Here is a 23,978-nt window from a genome sequence, read left to right on the forward strand (position 1 = left end):
CAGAGCCCCTTTCAAGCACTAAAGTTTTACCGTAACATTGGACAATTCACTGTAAAAATCAAAGCTGTGCATGCCGCCTTCCCTGCCAATCCCGCTTTGCTTCATACCGCCGAACGGAGTCCTTAAATCTCTTAAATACCAAGTGTTGATCCAAATGATTCCCGCCTCAATCTCCCTTGCAACACGATGTGCACGACGAAGATCATTTGTCCAAATTGTTGCACCCAGCCCATAATGTGTATCATTTGCCTGTTCCAATACCTCTTCTTCTGATTCAAACGGGATTACGGTGACAACCGGCCCGAAGATTTCCTCTTTAACACATCTTGCATGTCGATCTAGTCCTACGACAATAGTAGGTTCAATGAAATACCCTTTATCAACAGAGTCTGGGCGACCTCCACCTGTCAAGATGGTCCCGCCTTCTTTTTTAGCAATGTCAATATACGAGAGGACACGCTCGTAGTGTTCTTTACTGATAACTGCACCTACTTTGGTTGCAGAATTAAAGGGATCTCCGGTTTGTAGTTCTTTGGTTCTGGCAGTGAATTTTTCTAGAAATGATTCATAGACCGAACTCTCTACATAGATTCTTGAACCGCAAAGGCATACTTCCCCTTGATTCATGAAACTTGATTTAAGCGTGGTATCAATCACTTCATCCAAGTTTGAGTCAGCGAAGATAATATTTGGATTTTTCCCACCAAGCTCATAAGATAATTTTTTCAGTGTAGGAGCTGCCGCTTTCATAATGGCTGATCCTGTTTTGGTTTCCCCTGTAAATGTTATTGCGTCTACACCCGGATGCTCGGTTAATGCAGAACCAGCTGAATCCGCTCCAAAGCCATGAACTAGATTTACCACCCCGTCAGGTACTCCTGCTTCCTTACATATTTCTGCGAGAACCGTTGCTGTCATTGGGGACCATTCCGCAGGCTTCATGACCGCCGTATTCCCCGCCGCAAGACATGGGGCCAATTTCCAAGTCAATAAGAGTAATGGTAGATTCCAAGGATTGATCATCCCAACGACTCCAACCGGTCTTCTAATAGAATAATGAAGCGCAACATTATCTTGTTGGTAGGATTCTCCGCCCATCGATGTTAAAAAATCAGCGAAAAAATAAAAATTGTAGGCAGATCTGGTGATGTCCATTTCAAGAGCCAATTGGTATGGCTTGCCTGTATCCATAGACTCCAAGACAGCCAATTCTTCTTTTCTCTCTAAAATTCCATCCCCAATTCTACGTAATAATTCCGACCGCTCCTTGTTTGTATACTTTTTCCAAGGACCTTTTAACGCTTTTCTTGCAGCAATAACCGCACGATCCACTTCCTCTTTCCCGCCTTCTGATACTTTGCCAATCACTTCTTCTGTTGCAGGATTTATGTTATCGAAGGTTTTCAAATTAATAGAATCGATGTAATCGCCGTCGATAAAGTGCTGACAATCTATCGGCTTGATTTTACCAGGAATAAACTCTTTTACTTGCATCAGACAACCCACCCTTTCCAAAATGAAGACTCCCTCTCATCCAAGAGAGAGAAGGAGTCGTTACTCTGCGATTTCCACAATCAGTTCTATTTCGATAGCCGTATTGTTAGGCAACTGTGCCATACCTACTGCAGAACGGGCATGTCTTCCTCGATCACCGAAAACCTCAACCAATAAGTCTGATGCCCCGTTCATCACCTTAGGCTGATCAGTGAAATCCTCTGTACTATTGACAAAGCCCAGCATTTTAACGACCTTTTTCACCCTGCTTAATTCACCCAGCTCATGTTTTAACACACTTAACAAATTAAGCATCGACTGGCGGGAAGCAAGATACCCTTCCTCAATCGTAAATTCCCTGCCTAATTTACCGTGATATTGATCCACTCCTTGGCCTGCGGTGAAAATGAGATTTCCCACTCTGACATGACTGACATAATTACCGACTGACGGACGAATATCTCTCAACTCAAGACCTAATTGTTTCAGCTTTTCCTCTGGAGTCATCAGCTTTTGTTCCATAGTCGGTCTCCTTTATATTCAAAAATTCCAAAGCATTCTTCCCTAATAGCAGGTTTTTCTCCGATTCCGACAAGTCCTCCATCTCATCAATCACTTTTCCTGGAGCAATTTCACGTAACAGGAAAGGATAATCAGAACCCATGATCACTTTATCGATACCAAATCGTTCAATCAGAAATTTCATGGTAAGCGCATCATAGTTCAATGAGTCGAAATAGAACTTCTTTGCATAGTGACTAGGAGGATGTGTCGTAAGCCTGAGGTGTGGCCATACCTCCCACCCCTTGTCCAAGCGCGGTAATATATATGGAAAAGAACCGCCACCATGGGCAAAACAAATTTTTAGATTCGGGAACTTTTCCATTACCCCACTCCAAATCAAGCTTGCGGCAGCAAGAGCTGTCTCACTTGGCATCCCGATCGTGTACATAAAATTATGTCTTGGGGTACGGTCTTTCGCCATCGTTTCCCAAGGGTGAATAAAGAGAGGTACGTTCCACTCTTCGGCCATTTTAAAGAACTCTGTTAAATGGGGCGAATCGAGATTTTCCCCATTTACATTAGTTCCGATTTCTATTCCGGCAAGCTTAAGATCATGCATACACCGATCCATTTCTTGAATAGCCACTACCGTATCTTGAAGAGGTACGGTTCCCAGACCAATGAATCGTTTGGGATATTCTTTAACCGTATCAGCGATAAAATCATTTTGAAGCTGTGCCATTTCAAGTGCTGCCTCTTTATCCGCCCAGTATGAAAATGTCACGGGAATTGGAGAGAGTACCTGAATATCCACACCCTCTCTGTCCATGTCCTGAATACGCTTATGCGGACACCAAACTTGATCGGTCACTTCCCGAAAAACCTTGCCCGCAACCATAATGTTTGCTCCACACGTACAAGTTTGATCTAGTGTCGGCCAGCGGTCCCCGCCATATTTTTCGGCAAAGTCCGGAAGTTCCTTTGGAATGATGTGTGTATGAAAATCTATTCGCATTTCCACACATCTACTTCCTCTGGCATCACATGGCCGCAATGGTCACAAGTGCGCAGTTCTTCGCTACCATTGAACTCCTCTATCGCTCCCTTTACCTGAGTTTCAATATTAGTTAATTGAACCGTCACCCGGTGCATTTCCTCATTACAGTTGTCACAGAACCAAACAAAGTCCTCAAGCTCCCCTTTATCCCTCTTCCTTTCCAAAACAATTCCGTACGTATCCGCTACACGGTGAGGGGAATGTGGGACATTTGCCGGCAACATAAACATTTCCCCTTCTTTTACCGTAACCACTTCGCGCTCTCCACTTTCATTGATGCATTCTACATAACAGTCACCTTTCACTTGATAAAAGAACTCGTCTGAGGGATCAACATGGAAGTCCCTTCTTCTATTCGGTCCTCCAAGAAGCATCGCAATAAATTCAGAATCCTCCCAAAGTACTTTATTATTAACCGGCGGTTTCAATAGGTGCTTATTGTCCTCGATCACTTTCATAATGTTCATAGATCTCGTCTTTAATGCCATTGCTAATTCCTCCTCATTATTTTGTAAGCGCTATCAAATTGCGCTAATATAACCAAGTTCTTTTGAAATTTGCCTGGATGTCCGTAAAACACTTTGAATAATGGCCTGTTTTTGCTCTCCTTGCATATAAGATATCGGTCCAACCATATTCAGAGCCGCTACTGTTTGACCTGTATAAGAATGAATAGGAGCAGCAATTCCGTATAACCCCAATTCATTTTCATTATTGCTGATGGCGTAGCCTTGTTCTCTTATTTCTTCTAATTCTCTTTTTAACTTTTTCACACAAGTGATGGTATTTGGCGCTCTTTGCAACAGGCCTTTAGAAATAGTAGGTTGGATGAATGATGGATTGAAAGACAATAAAATCTTTCCTGTACTTGTACAATAAGCAGGCTTGCGGGCACCGACAAAAGTCGGAACAGGTACGGAATTTTTGGCAGAAACCTTCAGGACAAAACGAACCTCCCCAGCATCAAACATACCGATATGGACGGTACCGTTGTACTGGCGGACCAAGTCCTCCACGATTGGAATGGCTTCACTGTATATGTCCTGCTGATACATGACATGATTACTCCACTCAAGCAATTTCCAGCCGAGCCGATATTTCTTTTTGCTGTCCTGTATCAAAATTCCTTCATGGCATAGCGTACTGACAATATGATGGACCGTACTTACATTCATCCCTAACTTCTCCGCAATTTCCCGATTACCCAAAACTGGCTCATTCCCTGTAAAACAGTTCAGAATCTTTGCTACTTTCAGCACAGAGGATATCATGTCTTCGCCCCTTTTTCATCAAAGTTCTACAACAAATATCAGAATATAACTAATATTCTAATATTTATACACAGAACGCCATTTCCCTTTATTTCAGATGAGATTTTTTTCTGGTTTAGTTGTAACCTTCAGAGCTTGTTCAGCCATATCGAATTTACTCTTACGTTTGTATTGATTGTAAAAAATTGCTCTTTTTCTGATTGGATCCCCGGTATAATAGCGTTCGTATTGTAATAAGCGTTGGCCGAAAGCTTCTCCGCAAAGGTCCCATGCCAGCTTAAATATGCGAACACGTTCTTCTGCTGACACTCCTTCTCGTCCTCCAAAATACTTGTCTAAATCTGGGCGTAATTCTGTATTTTCGAAGTCGGCACCTGTAGGAGACATCAGCAAACCACCTGCTCCAATAATTTGCATCACTTCGATTGCGCGTGGGTACATTTTTGGTAATAGGCCTCTAATGGTTTCAAGAGGTGCCGGTGCCGGACGGTATTCTCCATCCTTTGTCACTTCATACTCATATTCGGATACTCGTAATAGTGCTCGAATTGTTTCTACTGCTTGAACCAGTTCACCAAGATCATTTTGCACATTCAAAAATCCATCTACTCCAATGGAATCTGCTACTTTACATGCGACTTCTGTTGCAAAGGCCAGTTTCACATACCCTCTGACCCCTGATTGATGCGCAGGCTGTTGAGCAATTCCTGTCATTGGATATAAGGAATTGGCCGCTTCCACATTGTTATACATGAATACTCTGTCCCACGGCACCGATACATCGTCGAACGCAAGGATAGCATCCATTTCTTCATACCTAGAAGCCAACGGATGATCAAATACAGATCGTTTTCCATCCTGCATCGGCTCACGGCAAATAATCCGTAATCCTGGTGTATCAATAGGAATGGCAAATGCAAGTGCATACCTCTCATCACCAGGTTGGAACCCTGGGAAAGAATAGATAATCACTTCATCTGTGATAGGAGCTAATGTTGCCAACATTTTGGCACCTCTAACAACTAACCCATCCTTCGTTTCCTTTACTGTCCCTAAATGGGTAAACAAATCCTTTTGTTCATAGGAAGCTTTACTTCGATCATTTTGCGGATTAATGATTGCATGTGTTAAAAATAAATCATTATCCCTGATATGACGGTAATAGTTTCGTATATTTACGGACCAATCCGGATTGTATTTATCCAAAAACCAAGAGTTGCTTGCCATCGAGGTGACCACTACATTCAAGAAATCCGGAGTTCTTCCCATCAGTCCGAATGTTGCACGTGCATAAGCCTCAAACAACCTGCTGCGGGCCATAAGATCTTCATGGGACCTAGGTACAAGAAACGCGTTATTCACCCGTTCCCCTGTTTCTTCACACACATGCGTTATCTTATCCTGATACTCGGGATCAAACTGCATGTCATAAAGTTTGGCAATTTCATGAATTGGCTGCTTGAACACATCTTCGTTATATAAATCCTCAACTTTCCGACCACCAAGCCAGACTTCAGGCTTTCTTGCTCTTAACGAGTTAATGTATTGCTCCCCTGTCCTGATTCCCATTCCAATTCCCCCTTTATTGAAATCGCTTTCATTTTGTTGCACTCTGTCTCCAAGAATATGTAGTTTCACCTCCCTACAAACTCTCTTCCTAAACTATAGGATGAAAAATTTATCTAAACAATTAGAAAATTTCAAATAGTGAAATCTCAATAAAAAAAGCCAGTTCTTTTTGATAAAAAAGAACTGACTCTTATATAAAACTGACTCTGTTAAACACCGCGGTTGATTTCCGCACTAGGCTTCGCTTTCCTAGGGGCGTTTGGGGAGCCTCCTCGACTTTCGACTGGGGGGTCTCCTAAACGCTATCTCCCTCAGGACAAGGAAGGCTATGACAGAGAAACATCGCACGAAGAAAAGCGTACCATTTTCGAGGAGTCTTCGCCTATTGCTCCAATCAACAACTAGGTTGCTGCAAAAATCAACAGTATGCTTTAACAGAGCCATAAAATTAAAAAGTAGAGGAACTACCGTTTGTTCACCTCAATACACCCTTCTCTTTCCCAAGCTCCTCAAAAGTTTTCCCAGTTTTCACTATCCATATTTTCGTCCCAACAGGCACCCTATCGAACAAAGCTTCCACATTTCTATTTTCCAACCGAATGCACCCTTGTGTCACATAGCCTCCAATGGAGTACGGATTGTTCGTTCCATGCACTCCATAAGTCCTGCCATCGGTATCTTCTGCGTCAAAACCAATCCATCTTGTGCCAAGGGGATTCTTTGGATCGCCGCCAGCGATGTCTTTTTTGCGATAGTAAGGATTAATTGCTTTTACTATAATGGTGAACTCACCCTCAGGTGTAAGTTCTTTCGATTTACCTGTGGCTACGGTATGGACTTCTTTCAATTCTTCACCTTGAATATACGCAAGCTGATTGGTCTGTTTATTAACAATAATATATGGATCGCCTGGAAGAGGATTTGGTCCAAGCGGCCAGAGTGGTGAGGTCACCAGTGCGAAAATTAATGAAAAAATGAACATCTTCCATCCACCTGCCTTTTAGGTATAGTGTGGTTGAAAGGTGTTCATTCCATTCGCTTACTTCGTTGTTTCCAAACCGATAAAATCACTTTTAAGTATTAAGTATTGTTCAAATTCTTTTAGGAGATGACGAAGAGCCGCTCTCGTTTCAAACTCTTCACGGGATTGTGGAAGCGGCATTTCTTGAAAGGCCTCGTGCATATCGCGCAAGCGTTGCAAGAATAGATATGCAGTATTTCCTGCGTGAATGGCATGCTCAAGATCCTCTATAAAATCTGCTACCATGTGAGCTTGCTCCACATTATGTTCTATTGAAGCTACTATAGGAAGCATCCGTTCCATGACATCCAGCTGCTTTTCCCTCATTTTAAAATAAAAATAATGATGATTTTCCTCCCGTCTGAAGTGGTTTTCCACATCACGGAAGGCCAAACTTTTCGCTTCTTTTAATATCTTATTCGTTTCTGGTATCTCTTGCCCACCCCATCCACGATCACCATGACGAAGAAAATAGGCTATCTCCGAAAACACCTTATGAAAGTTTTCCTCTACTTGCAACTGGTAGCTTTTCAATTCCTTTTCCACACTTGGCATATAAGTATTCATAATGAGAGCGACTCCTATGCCTATGAAAATGATGCTTAGTTCATTGATGACAAGTCCTATTGAATAAGCCTCCACTGAATAAACATGAAGAAGTATGACGGAACTGGTGGCTATACCCTCTGTGATTCTGAGCATCACCGTAACAGGTATAAAAAATAATAAAAGAAGCGCTATGGATACCGGATTGTACCCTAATAACTCAAAGAACACAAAACCGAATAAGAGGCTTAAGGAGCATGCGAAAAAACGGGCAGTTGCCACTTTCCATGACTTCCTTACTGTATTTTGGATACAGAGGATTGCAATGATTCCAGCTGAAGCGTAAAAATCCAGGTTTAATAACTGTGCAATACTGATTGCAATCCCTGTACCGAGGGCGGTCTTTGCTGTGCGGTATCCGATTTTAAATTTTCTCATCCATAAAACTCTCCCGACTTTCGTTTGTTCAACATATCACATAGTACTACTATACATGAAAATTGGAGGGAGTTGTTTATTTATCGGTATTAATGCAATAGCTTCTCAAATTCATTGACCAGCTCTTCAAACCTTTTCAACGATTCCTCGATTGGCTCTTTTTGACTCATATCCACTCCTGCCCGCTTTAAAATATCAATTGGGGGTAGGCTGCCACCTGAAGAAAATAGCTCTTTCAGTATCTTATTCTGCGCATCAGTTCCGCCTTCTTCCAATTGCTCTGCAAGCGCTGCGGATGCAGCAAAACTTGTTGCATATTGATACGTATAGAAACTTGAATGGAAAAAGTGAGGTACTCTGGCCCATTCCATGGCAATTTCCTTATCCACTTCCATGTCTTTTCCATAATACTTTTTATTTAGGTCATAATAGACTGCTTTAATGGCTTCTGCATGTAACGGTTCTTCATTTTGCCCCATTTCATGGATAATCTTTTCAAACTCCGCAAATTGCGTTTGACGGAAAAGCGTAACTCGAAAATCCTCTAAATATTGATAGAGGGCATGAATTTTTTCTTCCTTCGTTTTTGCTTCATCCATCAACTGCTTATGAAGAAGATGCTCCTGCAATGTAGAGGAAACCTCTGCCGTAAACGTCACGTATCTTGCATCCTGATAAGGTTGATTTTCATTGGAAAAATAAGAATGCATCGCATGCCCCATCTCATGGGCCAGAGTCAGCACGTCGCTTGGAAGCCCCTGATAATTCAATAAGACAAATGGGTGGGAATCATAAGAACCTATTTGATAAGCCCCTGTTGCTTTACCAGGTGTGTTATAAACATCCACCCAATTGGAAGAGAGCCCCTTTGATAGCGTTTTTATATATGCCTCACCTATTGGCGATAATCCCTTTATTACTATTTCCTTTGCCTCCTCATATGGAATCTTTTCCTCTTTGGTATAAGGAGATGGTGCAGAAAGATCGTACATGTGCATGGAGTCGGCGATGCCAACATATTTCTCTTTCAATGTAAGATACCGATGAAATAACGGAAGGCCTTCTTCAACGGTGTCAATCAATTGTGTGTAAACCTTCGGGTCAATATCGTTGCCCTCTAAATGCGCTTCTAATGAGGAAGGATAGTTCCTCGTTGTGGCAAAAAAGTTATTCGCCTTTACGACATTGGCAAGCATGGAAGCAAAGGTATCTTGGTAATTTTCAAGGGTCTTGTAATACGTTTGGAAAGCAGCCTTCCTCACTTCCCTGTCCTTGCTCGACATATAGACAGAATATAAAGGTGCCGACATTTCATACACTTTATCCTTTACCGTAAAACTTGGGAGGACAAGGTCTTTAGACATCATCGTAAAAAGCTCGCTAGGTGCATTTACAATTGGCATCGTCTTTATTAGCATCTTTTCCATTTCCGGTGGCAAGGAATGAATTTTTTCATCATAGGTGTCTTGTAAGTGATTGTAATAAGGAGTTAGTTTCGGACTTTTCATGAGCTTTTCCCATTGATCTTTTTCTATCTCCTGTAATTCATTTGAAAACCATGCTGTCCTCTCCACCACATATACCATCATGTTTTGGCCTTCATCAGATAAGGCCTGGGCTGAAGTATTGCTAATATCCACATCCAAATTGATTCGGGAATAGACAAAGATTTTTTCCATCAAACGAAACAGTTCAAAGTAATCCTCTAGTAAATTTAGGATTTGCTTATCATTGTCCAGTTTTTCTTCTTTTTTGGCAAAACGGTCAGCTAACTTTTTAGCTTTATATACATCCTGTTTCCATTGCGTTTCATTCTTATATAGAGTCTGGAGATTCCATTTATATTCAGTTGGAATATCAGCGCGCGATTTGTAGGTTGGGCTTTCTGCGTAGGTTAGGGTTGTAGTGAAGCTTAGAATGATGGTTATTAATAGAGATGTAATGATTCGTGTGGTTTTCATTTTTATTGTGGTCCTCCCTTAGTCTTCTGCTAAGGGTTAGTGTTTGTTTTCCAGCTTTTTCTATACATTTTGTTTAGGATGAGGATGGCGTGACCTCTTTGGGAGTGAAGGGAGTGATGTTGATGGATGAAGACAATTTTGGGCTAGATTTGTGATGAGTGTCTTCATAAGGTGCATGAAGACATTCTTGGGGTTTATTTCGCGATGGAAGAGTCTTTATCCTGGCGGGTAGAGATGAAGCAACGTGCAAATCCCCCTACCATTTCAATGCATCCACCAAGGAAATTATTTTGCCCGCTTCTTCTTTATCCCAATGCATAATCTCTTCTTTCAAGGAAGATAGTGTACCATATCCTTTTACAAAACTGTTTAGCCTCGCTACCAAAGTTGCATCTGTAAAGGCCTCTTCAGTCAGGAAGTGCTCTCTAAGTTTTTGGGTAGCATTAGAATATCTTTTCAGGTAATATTTCTGATGTTTCTCTTCAGCAAGAGTGAAATGAACAAGTGGTGCAATTTCTGTCCCTATTAATTGTGAGTTTTTAGTTTGGATCTCTGTTTTATTTTTTTCTATAGCATCTTTTTGGTCGATGTCTTGGTATAAAAATACCGATAAGTATTGCCTCCCCTTATAGTTTCCACGATTAGAATTGTGGGAGCTCCAAAAGTGACGGGCTATATCATCAAAGGTTATTAAGGTAGGATCATAATCAATTTGTAAGCACTCTGTATGATCTCCCATTTGTTTGTAGGTGGGAGAAGGTGTAGTTCCGCCTGCATAACCAACTCTTGTGCGAATGATTCCTTTTAAATACCCGAACCGGGCATCTGTTCCCCAGAATCAGCCCATGCCAAGAGTAGCCGTTTGGAGGCTGTGGTCGCGATTGATCATTGTATGTGCTCCTTTCATTTGAGGAGTTATTATTTGTTAGTTTTAAGTTAGCACGAATAATTATGTATGGGAAGCTGTTGTATGAGGACAATATTTCTCTTTTTTAGAATACTTTGTCCTCATTCACGCACTATGAGGACAATGTTTCTCTTTTCTCGCTAACTTTGTCCTCATTCACGCTCTATGAGGACAATGTTTCTCTTTTCTCGCTAACTTTGTCCTCATACACGCTCTATGAGGACAATGTTTCTCTTTTCTCGCTAACTTTGTCCTCATACACGCTCTATGAGGACATTGTTTCTCTTTTCTCGCTAACTTTGTCCTCATACACGCCCTATGAGGACAATGTTTCTCTTTTCTCGCTAACTTTGTCCTCATACACGCCTTATGAGGACAATGTTTCTCTTTTCTCGCTAACTTTGTCCTCATACGCGCCCTATGAGGACAATGTTTCTCTTTTCTCGCTAACTTTGTCCTCATACACGCTCTATGAGGACAATGTTTCTCTTTTCTCGCTAACTTTGTCCTCATTCACGCTCTATGAGGACAATGTTTCTCTTTTCTCGCTAACTTTGTCCTCATTCACGCTCTATGAGGACAATGTTTCTCTTTTCTCGCTAACTTTGTCCTCATACAAAAAAAGAAAACCAGCTCCTCAAACTAGAGCTGGTCCCTCGTTATTCCTACAACATCTTCTCCAAAAACACCTTTGCACGTTCTGTTTTCGGTGTGGTAAAGAACTCAGCAGGCGGCGCATCCTCCACTAACATTCCATCATCAAGGAACAATACGCGGTCAGCAACCTCACGTGCAAAGCCCATTTCGTGTGTCACAATAGCCATCGTCATTCCCGTTTGCGCTAGTGACTTCATAACTTCAAGAACCTCTTTTACCATTTCCGGGTCCAGTGCGGAAGTTGGTTCATCAAACAACATAACTTCCGGATCCATAGCCAGTGCGCGGGCAATGGCTACACGCTGCTTCTGACCACCTGACAGACGATTAGGATATTCTTTTGCTTTCTCAGCTAGGCCAACTTTTGCAAGGAGATCCATCCCTTTTGCTTCCGCATCCTTTTTTCCAATTCCTTTTACTGAGACAGGAGCATATGTTAGGTTTTCAAGAACCGTCTTGTGAGGAAACAGGTGAAAGTGTTGGAATACCATCCCAAGATTCTGACGTACTTTATTGATATTCGTTTTCTTATTTGCAACATCTTGCTCTTTAATCCAGATATGACCGGAAGTTGGCTCTTCAAGTAGATTCATACAACGAAGCAATGTGGACTTTCCAGAACCAGACGGCCCGATGATTGCCACTACTTCCCCAGCCTTTATTTGAGTAGAAATTCCTTTAAGCACCTCTAGCTTGCCAAAGGATTTGTGTAATTCTTCTATTTTAATCATAGCGTCTCATTCTCCTTTCAATGAGCTTGCCAATGAACGTCAGGATCATTACTAGTACGTAATAGATAAGTCCGGCAAAAATAAATGATTCCAAATATGCATACGTGTTAGAAGCAGTCATAAAGGAGCGTCTCATAACATCCATTACCCCGATAACCGTAACTATTGCTGATTCTTTTGTAAGAGTTATATATTCATTCATTAGTGCAGGTAAAATATTTTTCAATGCTTGCGGTAAAATTATGTCTTTCATCATTTGGCGATATGGCACACCTAAGGCCATAGCCGCTTCTCTCTGTCCTTTATCAACAGCCATTATCCCTGCACGAATTACCTCCGAGATATATGCCCCAGAGTTTAACCCGAAAGCAAGAATGGCAGCAGTTACCGGTTCAAACGTTATACCAGTTGCTTGCGGCAATCCAAAAAATATTAACATTAATTGAAGAACAAGCGGTGTTCCTCGGAAAATGGATGTATAAACATCCGCAAAAATCTTAAGTAGTTTAATTCTACCGATTTTACATAAAGCCAACAGCGTTCCTATGATAAATCCTAGTATCCCAGCAAGTGATACGACTTGAAGCGTAACCTTCACACCAGCAAGAATATAATCCATGGAACCTGTGATGGCACTAAAATCTAAGAAGTCAATCGTCAAGTGCTACCAGTCCTTTCTGTCAAATTACCTAAATAACAAGGCAAGTATGAATATACAGTTTAAGAGCGGATGATTGGAGTGAGAGGCGAAGACTCCTACGGGAGGTAGTGCTTAGGGGAGACCCCGCAGGCTTGCCGAGGAGGCTACCCAAGCGCCCCGTGGAAAACGAAGCCTTGCACGGAAATCATCAGCGGTGTAAAACCGTATTCTCATACTAACAAGAAAATCAAAAGGGCAAATACTGCACCCTTTTGATTACATGAAAGCTTATTCTTCTTCTCCACCAAACCATTTGTTAATTAACTTTTCCATCTCACCGTTCTCTTCCATCTCTTTCAGAACTCGGTTAAATTCCTCCGTTAATTCACTGCCTTTAGGAAGGGCAATCGCAGATCCTTCTTCATCAGACTCAAGCGTGAAACCAGTCAAATCAGCATCTTTTTCCATGAAGCCTTTCATAACTGTATCTTCAATGATAGCTGCATCAAAACGACCAGTTTTTAGATCTTGTACAATTTGTGGGATGCGGTCGCGGTTTTCAATAGTGATATTCACTTCTTCTGCAATTTCTTCCGCTTTGTCATATTGAATGGATCCCATTTGTACGCCAACCGTTTTACCTTCTAAATCTTCTAAACTAGTAATATTGCTATCTTTCAATGAAACAATCATGTGATTCGCAGTATAATATACATTTGTAAAATCAACTTGCTCTGCACGCTCTTCTGTAGGTGTCATACCTGCCAAAATAAGGTCAATGTTACCTGACTTCATCGCAGTGATTAAACTTCCAAAATCCATATCTTGAACTTTCAATTCATAACCAAGCTCTTCTGTAATAGCTTTCGCAAGATCAACGTCAAAACCGATAATCTCTTCTCCAGCTTCCGTGTCGATATACTCAAATGGCGGATAGTCAGCGGAAGTTCCCATTACTAACACTTTATTTTCTCCTTCCCCTTCTCCATCTCCACTTGTTTCATCGCCATTGCCGGAAGTTCCACAAGCGGACAACAAACCTACTACTAAAATACTAATAAATGAATACACAAACCATTTTTTCACAATAATTTCCCCCTATTCTCTTTTTCAGAAAAAAGTAAAAATTTAATTTAATTATGAAACAAACCTACATTTAAATCAAGTATAATTGCGATGTATGTTTATTCGGATAAATGTATTTTAACACATGTTAATATTTATGCAATATAGTTAATAAAGATAAATAATATTTTTATATTTTTATTATTCTGAAATATTCACATTCTGTTATAATTCCATTAGTCTAGGTTCATGTTATAATTACAATGAACTAGAAAAGAGAGGTGATTTAAGATGAACACAGATGCTAAATTGGACTTGATTTTAAATAGGATGTTGGATTTTAAAGATGAAATGAAAAAAGATCTAAGTGAGTTGAACGACAGAACTTCCATCCTCTCTGACAACCAGATCCTAATGAAGGAGGAGATTCGTGGGCTTAACGAAAAAACCTCCATCCTCTCTGACAACCAGATCCTAATGAAGGAGGAGATTCGTGGGCTTAACGAAAAAACTTCCATCCTCTCTGACAGCCAGATCCTAATGAAGGAGGAGATTCGCGGACTTAACGAGAAAACCTCCATCCTCTCTGACAATCAGATCCTAATGAAGGATGAGATTCGCGAACTTAACGAGAAAACTTCCACACTCTGTGAGAATCAGATGCTTATGAAGGAAGAAATTAGCGTACTTGGTGAAAAAACATTCATGCTTTCTGCAGGACAGCACCAGATAAAAGAAGAACTCCATTCTTTGAGAAATACTACTAGCACACTTCGCGAGGAATTCTATTTATTCAGGCATGATGTAAACGACAGGTTTAATGAAATCAACGCTACCTTAACAAGAATAGAAAATGATCAAACTAAGGACATTGAAGCGATACTTGAAGAAATATCTGCAAAATTGGATGAAAGAGATCAACGTGATTTTGAATCAAAATAATAAAACCAGTTTATGTACCCCTTGGAGTTTGTCCTCGTAAGAACTTCTCTATTAAAACATTTATACAAATTCCTTTAAAAAAAGTGCAGGGAGCACTTATTAAGAAAGTAGTCCCTGCACTAATATGATTAAGCACTCAATTCTACTGCCATCTGTTCTTTTAATTTCCTTCGAGCTCTATGGATCTTTGACTTGACAGTAGCTGGATTCATCTCTAACGCCTTAGCAATTTCCCGCTCTTTTAATCCTCTTTCCATTTTTAAAACGAGCAGTTTCTTGTCTTCCGTTGTGAATTCTTCCATCTTTTCATCTAGGAGCTCCTTCAACAGTTTCACTTCTACTTCTGCTTCCACGTTTTGACCTGCTTCTTTTCCTAGACAATCTAAGACCTCTAATTCCATCGGACATCCTTTGTTTTTTCGCTCTCGTCTGACAAAATCAATAGCTGTTCTCGTAGCAATCACGCAGAGCCAAGCTCCTATTTTTTCAATTTCCTCTAAGCTTTCCAATTTCTTATACGCCTTTATGAAAGTTTCCTGCACATTGTCTTCAGCCAACTGGCGGTCGCGAATAACGGCTAAGCTCACGTAAAACACTCTGTCATAATGCTCATTATATATTGTCGTGAAATCCACCTTATTCCACCACTCTCAAACCGATATTCACTTTAAATAAATCGCCGTCCGTTTCAATATCAAGACTTCCTTCATGAAGATCGATGATAGATTTTGCAATAGCAAGGCCAAGTCCAGAACCATCTGTATGTCTGGAGGTATCTCCTCTTTTAAAGCGTTCGTATAGTTCTTCACTTTGATCATTCAATTCGTATTTTGATACATTTTTAAACGTAATTTTTGCTTTGTTTTCAATCTGTTGGACTTGTATATAGACTCGTGAATGTTCCAGTGAGTATTTCACGATATTTCCTATCAAGTTATCAAATACACGCCACAATTTCTGTCCATCCACCATGGCATATAAAGGTTTATCCGTGTTGGCAACTCGAAATTGCAAATTTGATTCCTTCAATGAATCATCATATTCTGCCAAGGCTTGTTGAAGGAGCTGGTTTAAATCTACACGCTCTTTTACAAGCTCGATATTCCCGCTCGCCATTTTGGAAACTTCAAATAAATCCTCAATTAGTCCCTTTAAACGTTGTGACTTTCTATCAATAATCTCAAGGTACGCGGACCGATCCTCAGCAGTCAGGTCGTTTTTCTTCAAAAGCTCCGTGTAAGTGATGATGGAGGTTAACGGTGTTCGAAGATCATGGCTGACATTTGTAATCAGCTCTGTTTTCAAGCGCTCACTTTTTGCCTGCTCGTTTAAAGATACCTTAACCCCTTGATTCAATACATTTAGGTTTGCTGCCATTTTAGAAAGAATGGAATTCCCTTTCACTTCTATTGGCTCCCCTAGTTTACCTGATGCCATCTCCTCTGTTTTAATGGAAATCTTATTGAAATAACCGACACTTTTTACTAAAAGAATGAACGTCGGCACTCCTATGAAAATAGCAAAGAGGAAATATAGTAGGAAGAAAGCTATATCAATAAAGATCATAAAGAATCCAAAGCCTAATCCAAATACTAACGCAAGGAGAATGAACACTTGTATGCCTGTAGTTGTATTTAGGAAGGCCTCCTTAATAACTTCATAGATGCGATCGTATGCTTTTTTACAGAATTTAAAAATAATGAAGAACAAACTACTCTTCCATAGTTCTCTGAAGTCAGATATACGCCTCATACTAGCAAACAAATAGCGTAACTGGACGTAAGTGAGTAAACTTAAAATAGTAGAGATAAATATACTTATTACAAATTCGGTCAGATACATAGTGGAGCTATAGGTTAGCTGATTAATGCAATCATGAACCCATGTTAAACTGAATAAGAGTAATAAAGCTGATATTCCCGCCACAACAACGCTTAAGTCAACTGGAATTTTGTCATATAGTGTTTGCCATCTCCCTCGTTCTTTTGGTATGGAAACCACTTTAATCATCGCGACAAACCAAATCAATAAAACAATCAATGATGCTATCCCTAGTCTCCAGAACCACATTCTGTTTTTTTCATAACTATTTCTAGCTGTCATTAGCTCACTGTCCGAAGCAAGTTCTTTTGGAACCCCTATCGTCCCTTCAAAATCCCCTCTTACATCTGCAATTGTTTGGTATAACCAGTCCTCATACGGCCAATTAGTGGAATGAAAATAGTCCTCACCTGATATTTTATACTTGGTAACATACAACATATTGCTCTCATTGAACACTTGATCCATTGATGAATTATGAACAGCGGTATTAGTAAAAGTTTTTTCACCTTGCTCAAAAAAGTATTGGAAATCGTCGTAAAATCTTGAAGGATACAAATCAAAATTTGAATCTCTAGCAAAATACTCTTCCACTATTTTTTCTTTTTCTGATCTTATTTTCTTCTCTACATGTTCATCACTTGAAAAGTTCTTTTGAATGTCATCTAATTTTTCATCTCTTTCAGCTACTATCTCTTCTGGTTGCTCGCTTATTTCGCCATCCTCTGCAAGTTGAAGTCGCTCCTCATATTGATAGCGGATGTTATCAAGTTGAGCATCCAAAGAACCATATTTATAACGATGTTCTTCTATTTCTTCCATGGAGACGTGTATCTTTTCTTTAACACTCTCTTCAGATAACGTTCCTAATTCGCTGGTAATTAAATAATTGGCATATTGCGCAAGTTCCTGCTGAAATTCTTCCGTTTTAAAATAACTTTCCTGATTAAATCTATCTAGATTATAGATAAAATAAAAGCTTCCACTTAGCGCACTAACAAAAACTAGTGACATACAGAAAGCTACTATTCTATTTCTCCATCTTGTACCCAATCCCCCATACCACCTTTAAATATCTTGGATTTTTTGGATCTATCTCAATCTTTTCTCTAATTTTTCGAATATGTACCGCCACTGTATTTTCTGCATTGTAGCCAGGCTCATTCCATACCCGCTCGTAAATATCATTGATGGAAAATACTCGTCCGGCATTGGTCATCAATAACTCCACTATTTTATATTCAATCGGCGTCAACTTGACCGGATCTCCCTGAACCGTAACTTCCTTGGATTCTTTATCAATGGTCAGTCCGTTCAAATCAATGACTTTCTTGATTCCTTCAAACGTACCAAGTGTGACATACCTCCTGAGCTGCGATTTCACTCTAGCGACAAGCTCCATTGGATTAAACGGCTTTGTCACATAATCATCCGCTCCAACCTGCAGCCCAAGGATTTTATCGGTATCCTCACTTTTTGCGCTTAAGATGATGATTGGAATGTTTTTTTCTTCACGAATCCTGTGCGTTGCAGAAATACCATCAAGCCTCGGCATCATCACATCTAGTAAAATTAGATGCACTTCTTTTTCATGAAGCATTTCTAACGCTTCCACCCCATCTTGAGCCTTTAAGACCTTTACACCTTCATTTTTTAAATAAATTTCAATCGCATCTCTTATTTCTTTCTCATCATCTACTACCAACACCGTATAGTTCGCCATCTCTCACCCTTCTCCCACTTACCATTGTTTCTCTATGTACACATCATATATGGTAAATCTTAAGTATTATTGAAGTATTTTCTTAAGAATTTCTTAAGTTACTAACCTATTATATAATTGTTGCGAAGTGGGAAACATGGAAACATTAATTAAATATAAGAATTAAACTTAAAATATATTTAGAAGTAAGGTATTTTCTGTTTTGTATAAATAAAAGCCACAAAACCCTATTCACTGGTTTTGTAGCTTCTTTAGTAGCTTATGTGAGACGAGGTACTTGTTCCCACAACTTGTAAAATTTTTGGAAATTATTATCCTTGTAAGAAATGTTTTCGCCTATTAGCTCTACATAGAAAAACAAATCGTCTGTTAGGCTTTCTTCGTTTAAATTAACGGTATATTCCCAAAGTTCTATCTTGCTATATGGAATGTACTCTTTAAACCTCGCTTCACTAATTAGTGAGTGGCTCTCATTAAAACATACAAATCGAACACTTCTCTTGTTATACGAAGGTTTTATCAATATTGATCCTGTTAGTTTTAGGTGTTGTAAATATAGTAAATGATGTTTAATTATTGATTCTTCAAGAACAATATCTCCAAAGCTTCCTCCAATATGATAATCATCTGTTATATAGGAAGAAGAAAGACTTAATTGAAAAGTAAGCCCTTCTGCTAATAATCCAGACTGTTTCGTTAGCAAGATATCAAACTTGATAACTCTTTGATTACCCATTACCGTTACATTCGTACTATGGACTTTGTCAAAGTTAGCACCTATTGAATAGTTCATCATAGGTTCTTTATTATCCATTGTGCTAATAGGGACGGTTGCATACGCCTCTAATTTATACATGTGATATGATAGATCACTAATTTCCGCATGTAGCAGCGCAATTTTCATTTAATTAATCATCCCCCAGAAGAACAGTTATTGCTTCACCCAAACAGAAACAGACCCTCCGTTAACAGAGAAATTCCCCCATCCATCTGCGTTTATTGTTACGGTGCCGGTTTTATTCCCTGTAATATCTCTCCAAACTTGTCCTGCTTTATTTTTACCGACATACATCCATTTATAACCACCGGGACCATCTGACATAATGGTGGCAAGTCCTGAATTTGGATGGGAACTGTCGCCCTCTCTTGTCCATCCGATAATATCTTGATGATCAAAATAGTCATGCTGTATTCCATACGCATAGGTTTGACGCGCCTGTAAAAGCGGGTCTATTTTTGTTTTCAATGAGGTAACACCACTGGTCGGGATACCATAGTAATCTCCATAAAAAACGGAAGGGTAACCTTGTTCCCTCGTCAGGATTAAAGCATATGCTAGTGGTTTAAACCATGACTGAACAAAGGATTCCAATGCTTGTCCAGGCTGGGAATCATGATTATCAACAAATGTGACCGCATGTGTAGGATGCTTTTGCATGACAGAACCATTTAGAATATTTCTCATATCATAATATCCACCGCTGTTAGATGCATTGTACAAATTATAGTGAAGAGGGACATCAAATACCGAGTGGTTCCAGCTTGTTTTATTCAAATAGTTTTCAATTGCGCCAAGGTCATTTTTCCAAAACTCTGCAACTGCAAACATTGGTTTGCCTGTGGTGTTACGAACATGTGTAAGCCAATCTCTCGTAAAGCTATATTTTATATGTTTCACTGCATCAATTCTAAATCCATCAAGATTTAGAGAATTGGTATACCAAACTCCCCAGCTTCTAAGTTCATTAATTACTTCAGGGTGATCCATATCAACGTCTGCATACATAAGATAGTCATAGTTGCCATTCTCTGTATCGACTTCCCAATCCCATGCCTTGCCTGTTCCCCTAAACTTATAAATCTTGTTCTGAAGCTGACGTGACTGATCCCAATCTGTCCCATCAAAATGATACCATCGCCATTTAAAGCTAGAATGCGTATTTCCTCTTCCAGTAAAATCAAACTTCGTCCAAGCTTCAATTGCATACTCTCCTGAGATTTCCTGATTTCGGTTGCTGCGGTTCACTTCCACTGCACTTACCATTTCCGTACCATCTGCTGCACCTTTATGATTCATGACGACATCACCATATACCTGAATACCTTGATTTTTTAAAGATGTCACTGCGGACTGAAGCTGGCTGCGTGTTCCATATTTTGTACGAATGGTACCTTTTTGGTTAAACTCTCCTAGATCATATAAATCATAGGCTCCATAACCTACATCATTTTGGGAAGTCCCCTTCCAAGCAGGTGGAATCCATACAGCTGTTATACCTTTACTCTTTAAGTTTGCTGCGTCATCTCTTAACCTGTTCCAATGATTTCCATCGTTTGGTAAATACCATTCGAAATATTGCATCAAAGTTCCATTTGTCCCATTATGATGAGCTTTCGCTGGTTCAGATGTATACGGAATCAGCACCGCTACAGCTAACAATATTGTTAATACAAAACTTACAATTCGATTCTCGAATTTCATAACATACCCCTCCCTTTTTGTGCAAACGCTTTCATAAAAATCCAAAAAAATAAGTCTCTTTTAATATCACTCCCCAACTATCTATTTTTTCAATGTGCAAACATTGGTATATGTTTCATAGTTGTCCATTTCAAATTTATATTAACATGATGATTTTCATACATGCAACCGTTTTCTTTTTATTCCGAAAATATTGAATCTTTATTCCTATTAGTTATCCTTACTTTATTATAAAATGTATAAACCAGAATTTTTCACAATAAAAAAACGCTCCTTATGAGCGTTTTTAGTGATGAATAATATAGCTTCGATTTATTTAAGATTTAATTTTCTATCTCTATCTATTCAATTCTGTATAAATTCGTTCCAATAATACTCTCTCAGGATCCTGACTTAGTTCCCAAACCATCGCTCCACCTAGTCCATTATCTTTCAGAAATTTGGTCTTCTTCACTATCGACTCTTCATCATCATAACTAATAAACGTATTGCCATCATAAAGAATCGGTACTTCCGTATCTTCCAACCAGTAACGCTTAAATCCGTTCTTATTAATGTAATCCGATTCAAGCTTGGCATAGCTAAACGATGTACCCCCATTAAACGACTGATACAGTCCGTTATTAGCAGAATCAGCATTATGGAACACCCTCCCGTAAAAAGGCAATCCCATTACCAGCTTATTTGCAGGGACACCGCTTTTCAAATAGGTTATTATACCATCCTTTACACTCCACTGCCAACTGAACTTACTATTAGGATCCTGATACAATGGCGCATTCAAACCGGTTAACTCATCCCATTCCCCATTGATGTCATAGGTCATCAATTGAATATAATCAACATATTGATGCAGCTCTGCTAATTCCATGTTGGCAGCATGTGATCCACTCGCCCCTGCTGCGATTGTTAGCAAATACTCCTTGCCATCCTTTTGTTCTTGGTCGTTCAAGGTTTCCCTGATCGTTTTAAGTAAAAGGGTGTAATTACGTTTATCCTCCGGGCGGTTTACATTATCAGGATGTCCCCCACTCACCGGGTACTCCCAATCCAAATCCACCCCATCAAAACCATTTTCCAAAATAAATCGTCGCACACTTTCTGCAAATCTTGCTCTTGAAATTTCTGAAGCCGCTGCGTCGGAAAATTTCTTAGACCAAGTCCAACCTCCCACAGAAATCATTGTTTTTAGATGAGGGTGCTGTTCCTTTAGCTGTTGCAAGTCCTTGAAGTTTTCATGGTCAATTGCAGGGTCTCCCACAACTATTTCTCCATCGGCTGATATATTAGCAAATGCATAGTTTATATGTGTCAGTTTACTAGCATCAATGTTGACCACGTTAAATCCAGAATAACTGGACCAACCAGCATAATAACCGACCATTTTGTAGTCCGCTTTCTCTTCTTTATTATCTACTGTTACCTTTTTCGTTGCTTCCGCCTTATGTCCGGCGCTATCATACACAATTGCTTTCAGTATCTGCTCACCATTTTCCACCCAAGGATCGGTGGCCCAATTAATAGTGTATGGCGTTTCAGTCTTTTCGCCAATTAAGTAGTCTCCATTGCTAGAATAAAATTCAACTTTACTAATTTCGTTGTCATCTTTGGCTTCTATCTGTAGTTCTACATCCCCACTTACTACAGAATCTTCCTTCTCATCTGAAGAAGTATGGGTAAAATTAATAATCTCAGGTGGAAAATCTTCTGTTTCTTCCACGACTTCCGGTTTCTTTTCTGTAGTCGAATTAGTAGGGACCGACTTTGTAGAATATACTAAATATATAGCTATGGCACTCATAAAAACCAGTAGAGCCAATAAATATAGCGTAAGTTTCCGTCTAAGTTGCATGCTCTGTAACTTCCTCCTATTAAACTGCCTAACTATTATTGTAATATGCTAATGGTGGAGGATGTAGCGGTAAATATTAGCTCTAAGCTACAACAAAAATCACTTACCTTCTGTAAACGCCAAAATGGAATCAAGGTCTCAGATGCTTTGAAATATTGGCCGGATCTTGCCCTTACGCCTCATTCTTGCCTGATCCAATATTATTCATTGTCACCAAGCTCTTTATCTCCTCTATGAGGAACTCTCTTCTCCTTTTTCCTCGTCTCCGAAGTCTTCATCCCCCTTATGAAGACCTCTCTTCTCTTTTTTCTTCGTCACTGAGGTCTTCATCACCCCAATGAAGACCCCTCTTCTCCTTTTTTCCTCGTCACTGAAGCCTTCATCCCCCCTTATGAAGACCTCTCTTCTCTTTTTTCTTCGTCACTGAGGTCTTCATCACCTCAATGAAGACCCCTCTTCTCCTTTTTCCTCGTCACTGAAGTCTTCATCCCCCTTATGAAGACCTCTCTTCTCTTTTTTCTTCGTCACTGAGGTCTTCACCCCAATGAAGACCCCTCTTCTCCTTTTCCCTCGTCACTGAAGTCTTCATCCCCCTTATGAAGACCTCTCTTCTCTTTTTTCTTCGTCACTGAGGTCTTCATCACCCCAATGAAGACCCCTCTTCTCCTTTTTCCTCGTCACTGAAGTCTTCATCCCCCTTATGAAGACCTCTCTTCTCTTTTTTCTTCGTCACTGAGGTCTTCATAACGACGATACCCTAACGATTATTCTATAATGCAATGAATTTAACTTCTTTTAAACAATAAAAAATACCGGTCCCATAAAAAGGAACCGGCACTCTTCTAATTATTTCTTATAGCTCTTCACAATGCTCTTCGAAATACCCTTGAAGCTTTGTGATAACAGACATTGGTGCATGACCTTCAATTTCGTGTCTTTCTACCATCGTTACAATCTTGCCGTCCTTCAATAAGGCAAAAGAAGGAGAGGATGGTGGATAACCTTCGAAATATTCGCGTGCTTTCTCTGTCGCTTCTTTATCTTGACCAGCAAATACAGTAACCAAATGTGTTGGACGCTTGTCATAATGCACCGCATGAGTTGCAGCTGGACGTGCAATACCGCCGGCACAACCACAAACAGAGTTGACCATTACAAGTGTCGTCCCTTTACGAGCAAATGCTTCTTCTACATCTTCTACTGTTCTAAGTTGCTCATAGCCAGCGTTATCCATTTCTTCTCTGGCAGTACGAACAACATCATTCATAAACATATTAAAATCGATATTCATGTTGTA

Annotated in this window: 20 protein-coding genes and 1 pseudogene; 1 reads left to right on the forward strand and 20 read right to left on the reverse strand. The window is 39.8% G+C overall.

Going from position 1 to position 23,978, the window contains the following annotated elements; genetic code table 11:
• Positions 1-18 precede the first annotated feature (18 nt).
• The 13 genes and pseudogenes from HC179_RS12740 to HC179_RS12800 all read right to left on the reverse strand — a co-directional run bounded on the left by HC179_RS12740 (position 19) and on the right by HC179_RS12800 (position 13,882).
• Complete coding sequence (locus HC179_RS12740; protein ID WP_168864645.1) at positions 19-1,494, reverse strand: aldehyde dehydrogenase; 1,476 nt, start codon at positions 1,492-1,494, stop codon at positions 19-21.
• A gap of 60 nt (positions 1,495-1,554) precedes the next feature.
• Complete coding sequence (locus HC179_RS12745) at positions 1,555-2,016, reverse strand: RidA family protein (RefSeq protein ID WP_168864646.1); 462 nt, start codon at positions 2,014-2,016, stop codon at positions 1,555-1,557.
• Positions 1,964-3,013, reverse strand: coding sequence for an amidohydrolase family protein (locus tag HC179_RS12750; protein ID WP_205825321.1), 1,050 nt, complete (start codon positions 3,011-3,013; stop codon positions 1,964-1,966). The genes HC179_RS12745 and HC179_RS12750 overlap by 53 nt, the downstream gene beginning before the upstream one ends.
• Entirely contained in the window at positions 3,004-3,543 is a 540-nt protein-coding gene (locus HC179_RS12755; protein WP_168864648.1) for a 3-hydroxyanthranilate 3,4-dioxygenase, read from the reverse strand. The genes HC179_RS12750 and HC179_RS12755 overlap by 10 nt, the downstream gene beginning before the upstream one ends.
• 33 nt (positions 3,544-3,576) lie before the next feature.
• Positions 3,577-4,326, reverse strand: coding sequence for an IclR family transcriptional regulator (locus HC179_RS12760; protein ID WP_168864649.1), 750 nt, complete (start codon positions 4,324-4,326; stop codon positions 3,577-3,579).
• A gap of 93 nt (positions 4,327-4,419) precedes the next feature.
• Positions 4,420-5,895: a 4-hydroxyphenylacetate 3-hydroxylase family protein gene (locus HC179_RS12765; RefSeq protein ID WP_168864749.1), complete on the reverse strand. Its 1,476-nt coding sequence runs from the start codon at positions 5,893-5,895 to the stop codon at positions 4,420-4,422.
• A 475-nt stretch (positions 5,896-6,370) separates the two neighbouring features.
• On the reverse strand, positions 6,371-6,877 hold the full coding sequence (locus tag HC179_RS12770) for a L,D-transpeptidase (protein ID WP_168864650.1): 507 nt from the start codon (positions 6,875-6,877) through the stop codon (positions 6,371-6,373).
• A 57-nt stretch (positions 6,878-6,934) separates the two neighbouring features.
• Positions 6,935-7,900 (reverse strand): aromatic acid exporter family protein, encoded by a 966-nt coding sequence (locus HC179_RS12775; protein WP_168864651.1) that lies wholly within the window; start codon positions 7,898-7,900, stop codon positions 6,935-6,937.
• A gap of 89 nt (positions 7,901-7,989) precedes the next feature.
• The gene (gene pepF / locus HC179_RS12780) at positions 7,990-9,861 is read right to left on the reverse strand and encodes an oligoendopeptidase F (protein WP_205825317.1); all 1,872 of its coding nucleotides are present in this window, start codon (positions 9,859-9,861) and stop codon (positions 7,990-7,992) included.
• 256 nt (positions 9,862-10,117) lie between these two features.
• Positions 10,118-10,687, reverse strand: a pseudogene (locus tag HC179_RS12785) (peptide-methionine (S)-S-oxide reductase MsrA); the annotation flags it as partial.
• A gap of 746 nt (positions 10,688-11,433) precedes the next feature.
• Positions 11,434-12,156: an amino acid ABC transporter ATP-binding protein gene (locus HC179_RS12790; RefSeq protein ID WP_168864652.1), complete on the reverse strand. Its 723-nt coding sequence runs from the start codon at positions 12,154-12,156 to the stop codon at positions 11,434-11,436.
• Complete coding sequence (locus HC179_RS12795) at positions 12,149-12,775, reverse strand: amino acid ABC transporter permease (RefSeq protein ID WP_168864752.1); 627 nt, start codon at positions 12,773-12,775, stop codon at positions 12,149-12,151. The genes HC179_RS12790 and HC179_RS12795 overlap by 8 nt, the downstream gene beginning before the upstream one ends.
• A gap of 309 nt (positions 12,776-13,084) precedes the next feature.
• A complete protein-coding gene (locus tag HC179_RS12800) occupies positions 13,085-13,882 on the reverse strand; it encodes a transporter substrate-binding domain-containing protein (RefSeq protein WP_168864653.1) in 798 nt (265 codons plus the stop codon).
• A gap of 270 nt (positions 13,883-14,152) precedes the next feature.
• Between HC179_RS12800 and HC179_RS12805 the strand changes: the two genes are divergently transcribed.
• The gene (locus HC179_RS12805; RefSeq protein WP_168864654.1) at positions 14,153-14,803 is read left to right on the forward strand and encodes a hypothetical protein; all 651 of its coding nucleotides are present in this window, start codon (positions 14,153-14,155) and stop codon (positions 14,801-14,803) included.
• A gap of 128 nt (positions 14,804-14,931) precedes the next feature.
• On the opposite strand, the gene HC179_RS12810 is transcribed toward HC179_RS12805, so the two are convergent.
• The 7 genes from HC179_RS12810 to HC179_RS12840 form a co-directional block, all read right to left on the reverse strand.
• Positions 14,932-15,438: a sigma-70 family RNA polymerase sigma factor gene (locus HC179_RS12810; protein WP_168864655.1), complete on the reverse strand. Its 507-nt coding sequence runs from the start codon at positions 15,436-15,438 to the stop codon at positions 14,932-14,934.
• 1 nt (position 15,439) lies between these two features.
• Entirely contained in the window at positions 15,440-17,677 is a 2,238-nt protein-coding gene (locus HC179_RS12815; RefSeq protein WP_168864656.1) for a sensor histidine kinase, read from the reverse strand.
• Complete coding sequence (locus HC179_RS12820) at positions 17,655-18,347, reverse strand: response regulator transcription factor (protein ID WP_168864657.1); 693 nt, start codon at positions 18,345-18,347, stop codon at positions 17,655-17,657. The genes HC179_RS12815 and HC179_RS12820 overlap by 23 nt, the downstream gene beginning before the upstream one ends.
• 259 nt (positions 18,348-18,606) lie before the next feature.
• Positions 18,607-19,251 (reverse strand): hypothetical protein, encoded by a 645-nt coding sequence (locus tag HC179_RS12825; RefSeq protein ID WP_168864658.1) that lies wholly within the window; start codon positions 19,249-19,251, stop codon positions 18,607-18,609.
• Positions 19,252-19,278: 27 nt separating this feature from the next.
• Complete coding sequence (amyS, locus tag HC179_RS12830) at positions 19,279-20,829, reverse strand: alpha-amylase (RefSeq protein WP_168864659.1); 1,551 nt, start codon at positions 20,827-20,829, stop codon at positions 19,279-19,281.
• Positions 20,830-21,166: 337 nt separating this feature from the next.
• On the reverse strand, positions 21,167-22,681 hold the full coding sequence (locus HC179_RS12835; protein ID WP_168864660.1) for a glycosyl hydrolase family 18 protein: 1,515 nt from the start codon (positions 22,679-22,681) through the stop codon (positions 21,167-21,169).
• Between the two features lie 853 nt (positions 22,682-23,534).
• Entirely contained in the window at positions 23,535-23,972 is a 438-nt protein-coding gene (locus tag HC179_RS12840; protein WP_010194943.1) for a BrxA/BrxB family bacilliredoxin, read from the reverse strand.
• Positions 23,973-23,978: the final 6 nt, after the last annotated feature.

It is taken from the genome of Bacillus sp. RO1 (assembly GCF_012524115.1).
In the GTDB taxonomy this organism is placed as follows: Bacteria; Bacillota; Bacilli; order Bacillales; family Bacillaceae_I; genus Sutcliffiella_A.

Coding starts and splice junctions, on each gene's coding strand:
- HC179_RS12750 (WP_205825321.1), bottom strand. CDS start 3,013: ATGCGAATAGATTTTCATACACACATCATTCCAAAGGAACTTCCGGAC.
- amyS (WP_168864659.1), bottom strand. CDS start 20,829: ATGAAATTCGAGAATCGAATTGTAAGTTTTGTATTAACAATATTGTTA.
- HC179_RS12840 (WP_010194943.1), bottom strand. CDS start 23,972: ATGAATATCGATTTTAATATGTTTATGAATGATGTTGTTCGTACTGCC.
- HC179_RS12790 (WP_168864652.1), bottom strand. CDS start 12,156: ATGATTAAAATAGAAGAATTACACAAATCCTTTGGCAAGCTAGAGGTG.
- pepF (WP_205825317.1), bottom strand. CDS start 9,861: ATGAAAACCACACGAATCATTACATCTCTATTAATAACCATCATTCTA.
- HC179_RS12820 (WP_168864657.1), bottom strand. CDS start 18,347: ATGGCGAACTATACGGTGTTGGTAGTAGATGATGAGAAAGAAATAAGA.
- HC179_RS12760 (WP_168864649.1), bottom strand. CDS start 4,326: ATGATATCCTCTGTGCTGAAAGTAGCAAAGATTCTGAACTGTTTTACA.
- HC179_RS12755 (WP_168864648.1), bottom strand. CDS start 3,543: ATGGCATTAAAGACGAGATCTATGAACATTATGAAAGTGATCGAGGAC.
- HC179_RS12775 (WP_168864651.1), bottom strand. CDS start 7,900: ATGAGAAAATTTAAAATCGGATACCGCACAGCAAAGACCGCCCTCGGT.
- HC179_RS12745 (WP_168864646.1), bottom strand. CDS start 2,016: ATGGAACAAAAGCTGATGACTCCAGAGGAAAAGCTGAAACAATTAGGT.
- HC179_RS12770 (WP_168864650.1), bottom strand. CDS start 6,877: ATGTTCATTTTTTCATTAATTTTCGCACTGGTGACCTCACCACTCTGG.
- HC179_RS12835 (WP_168864660.1), bottom strand. CDS start 22,681: ATGCAACTTAGACGGAAACTTACGCTATATTTATTGGCTCTACTGGTT.
- HC179_RS12805 (WP_168864654.1), top strand. CDS start 14,153: ATGAACACAGATGCTAAATTGGACTTGATTTTAAATAGGATGTTGGAT.
- HC179_RS12740 (WP_168864645.1), bottom strand. CDS start 1,494: ATGCAAGTAAAAGAGTTTATTCCTGGTAAAATCAAGCCGATAGATTGT.
- HC179_RS12825 (WP_168864658.1), bottom strand. CDS start 19,251: ATGAAAATTGCGCTGCTACATGCGGAAATTAGTGATCTATCATATCAC.
- HC179_RS12765 (WP_168864749.1), bottom strand. CDS start 5,895: ATGGGAATCAGGACAGGGGAGCAATACATTAACTCGTTAAGAGCAAGA.
- HC179_RS12795 (WP_168864752.1), bottom strand. CDS start 12,775: ATGGATTATATTCTTGCTGGTGTGAAGGTTACGCTTCAAGTCGTATCA.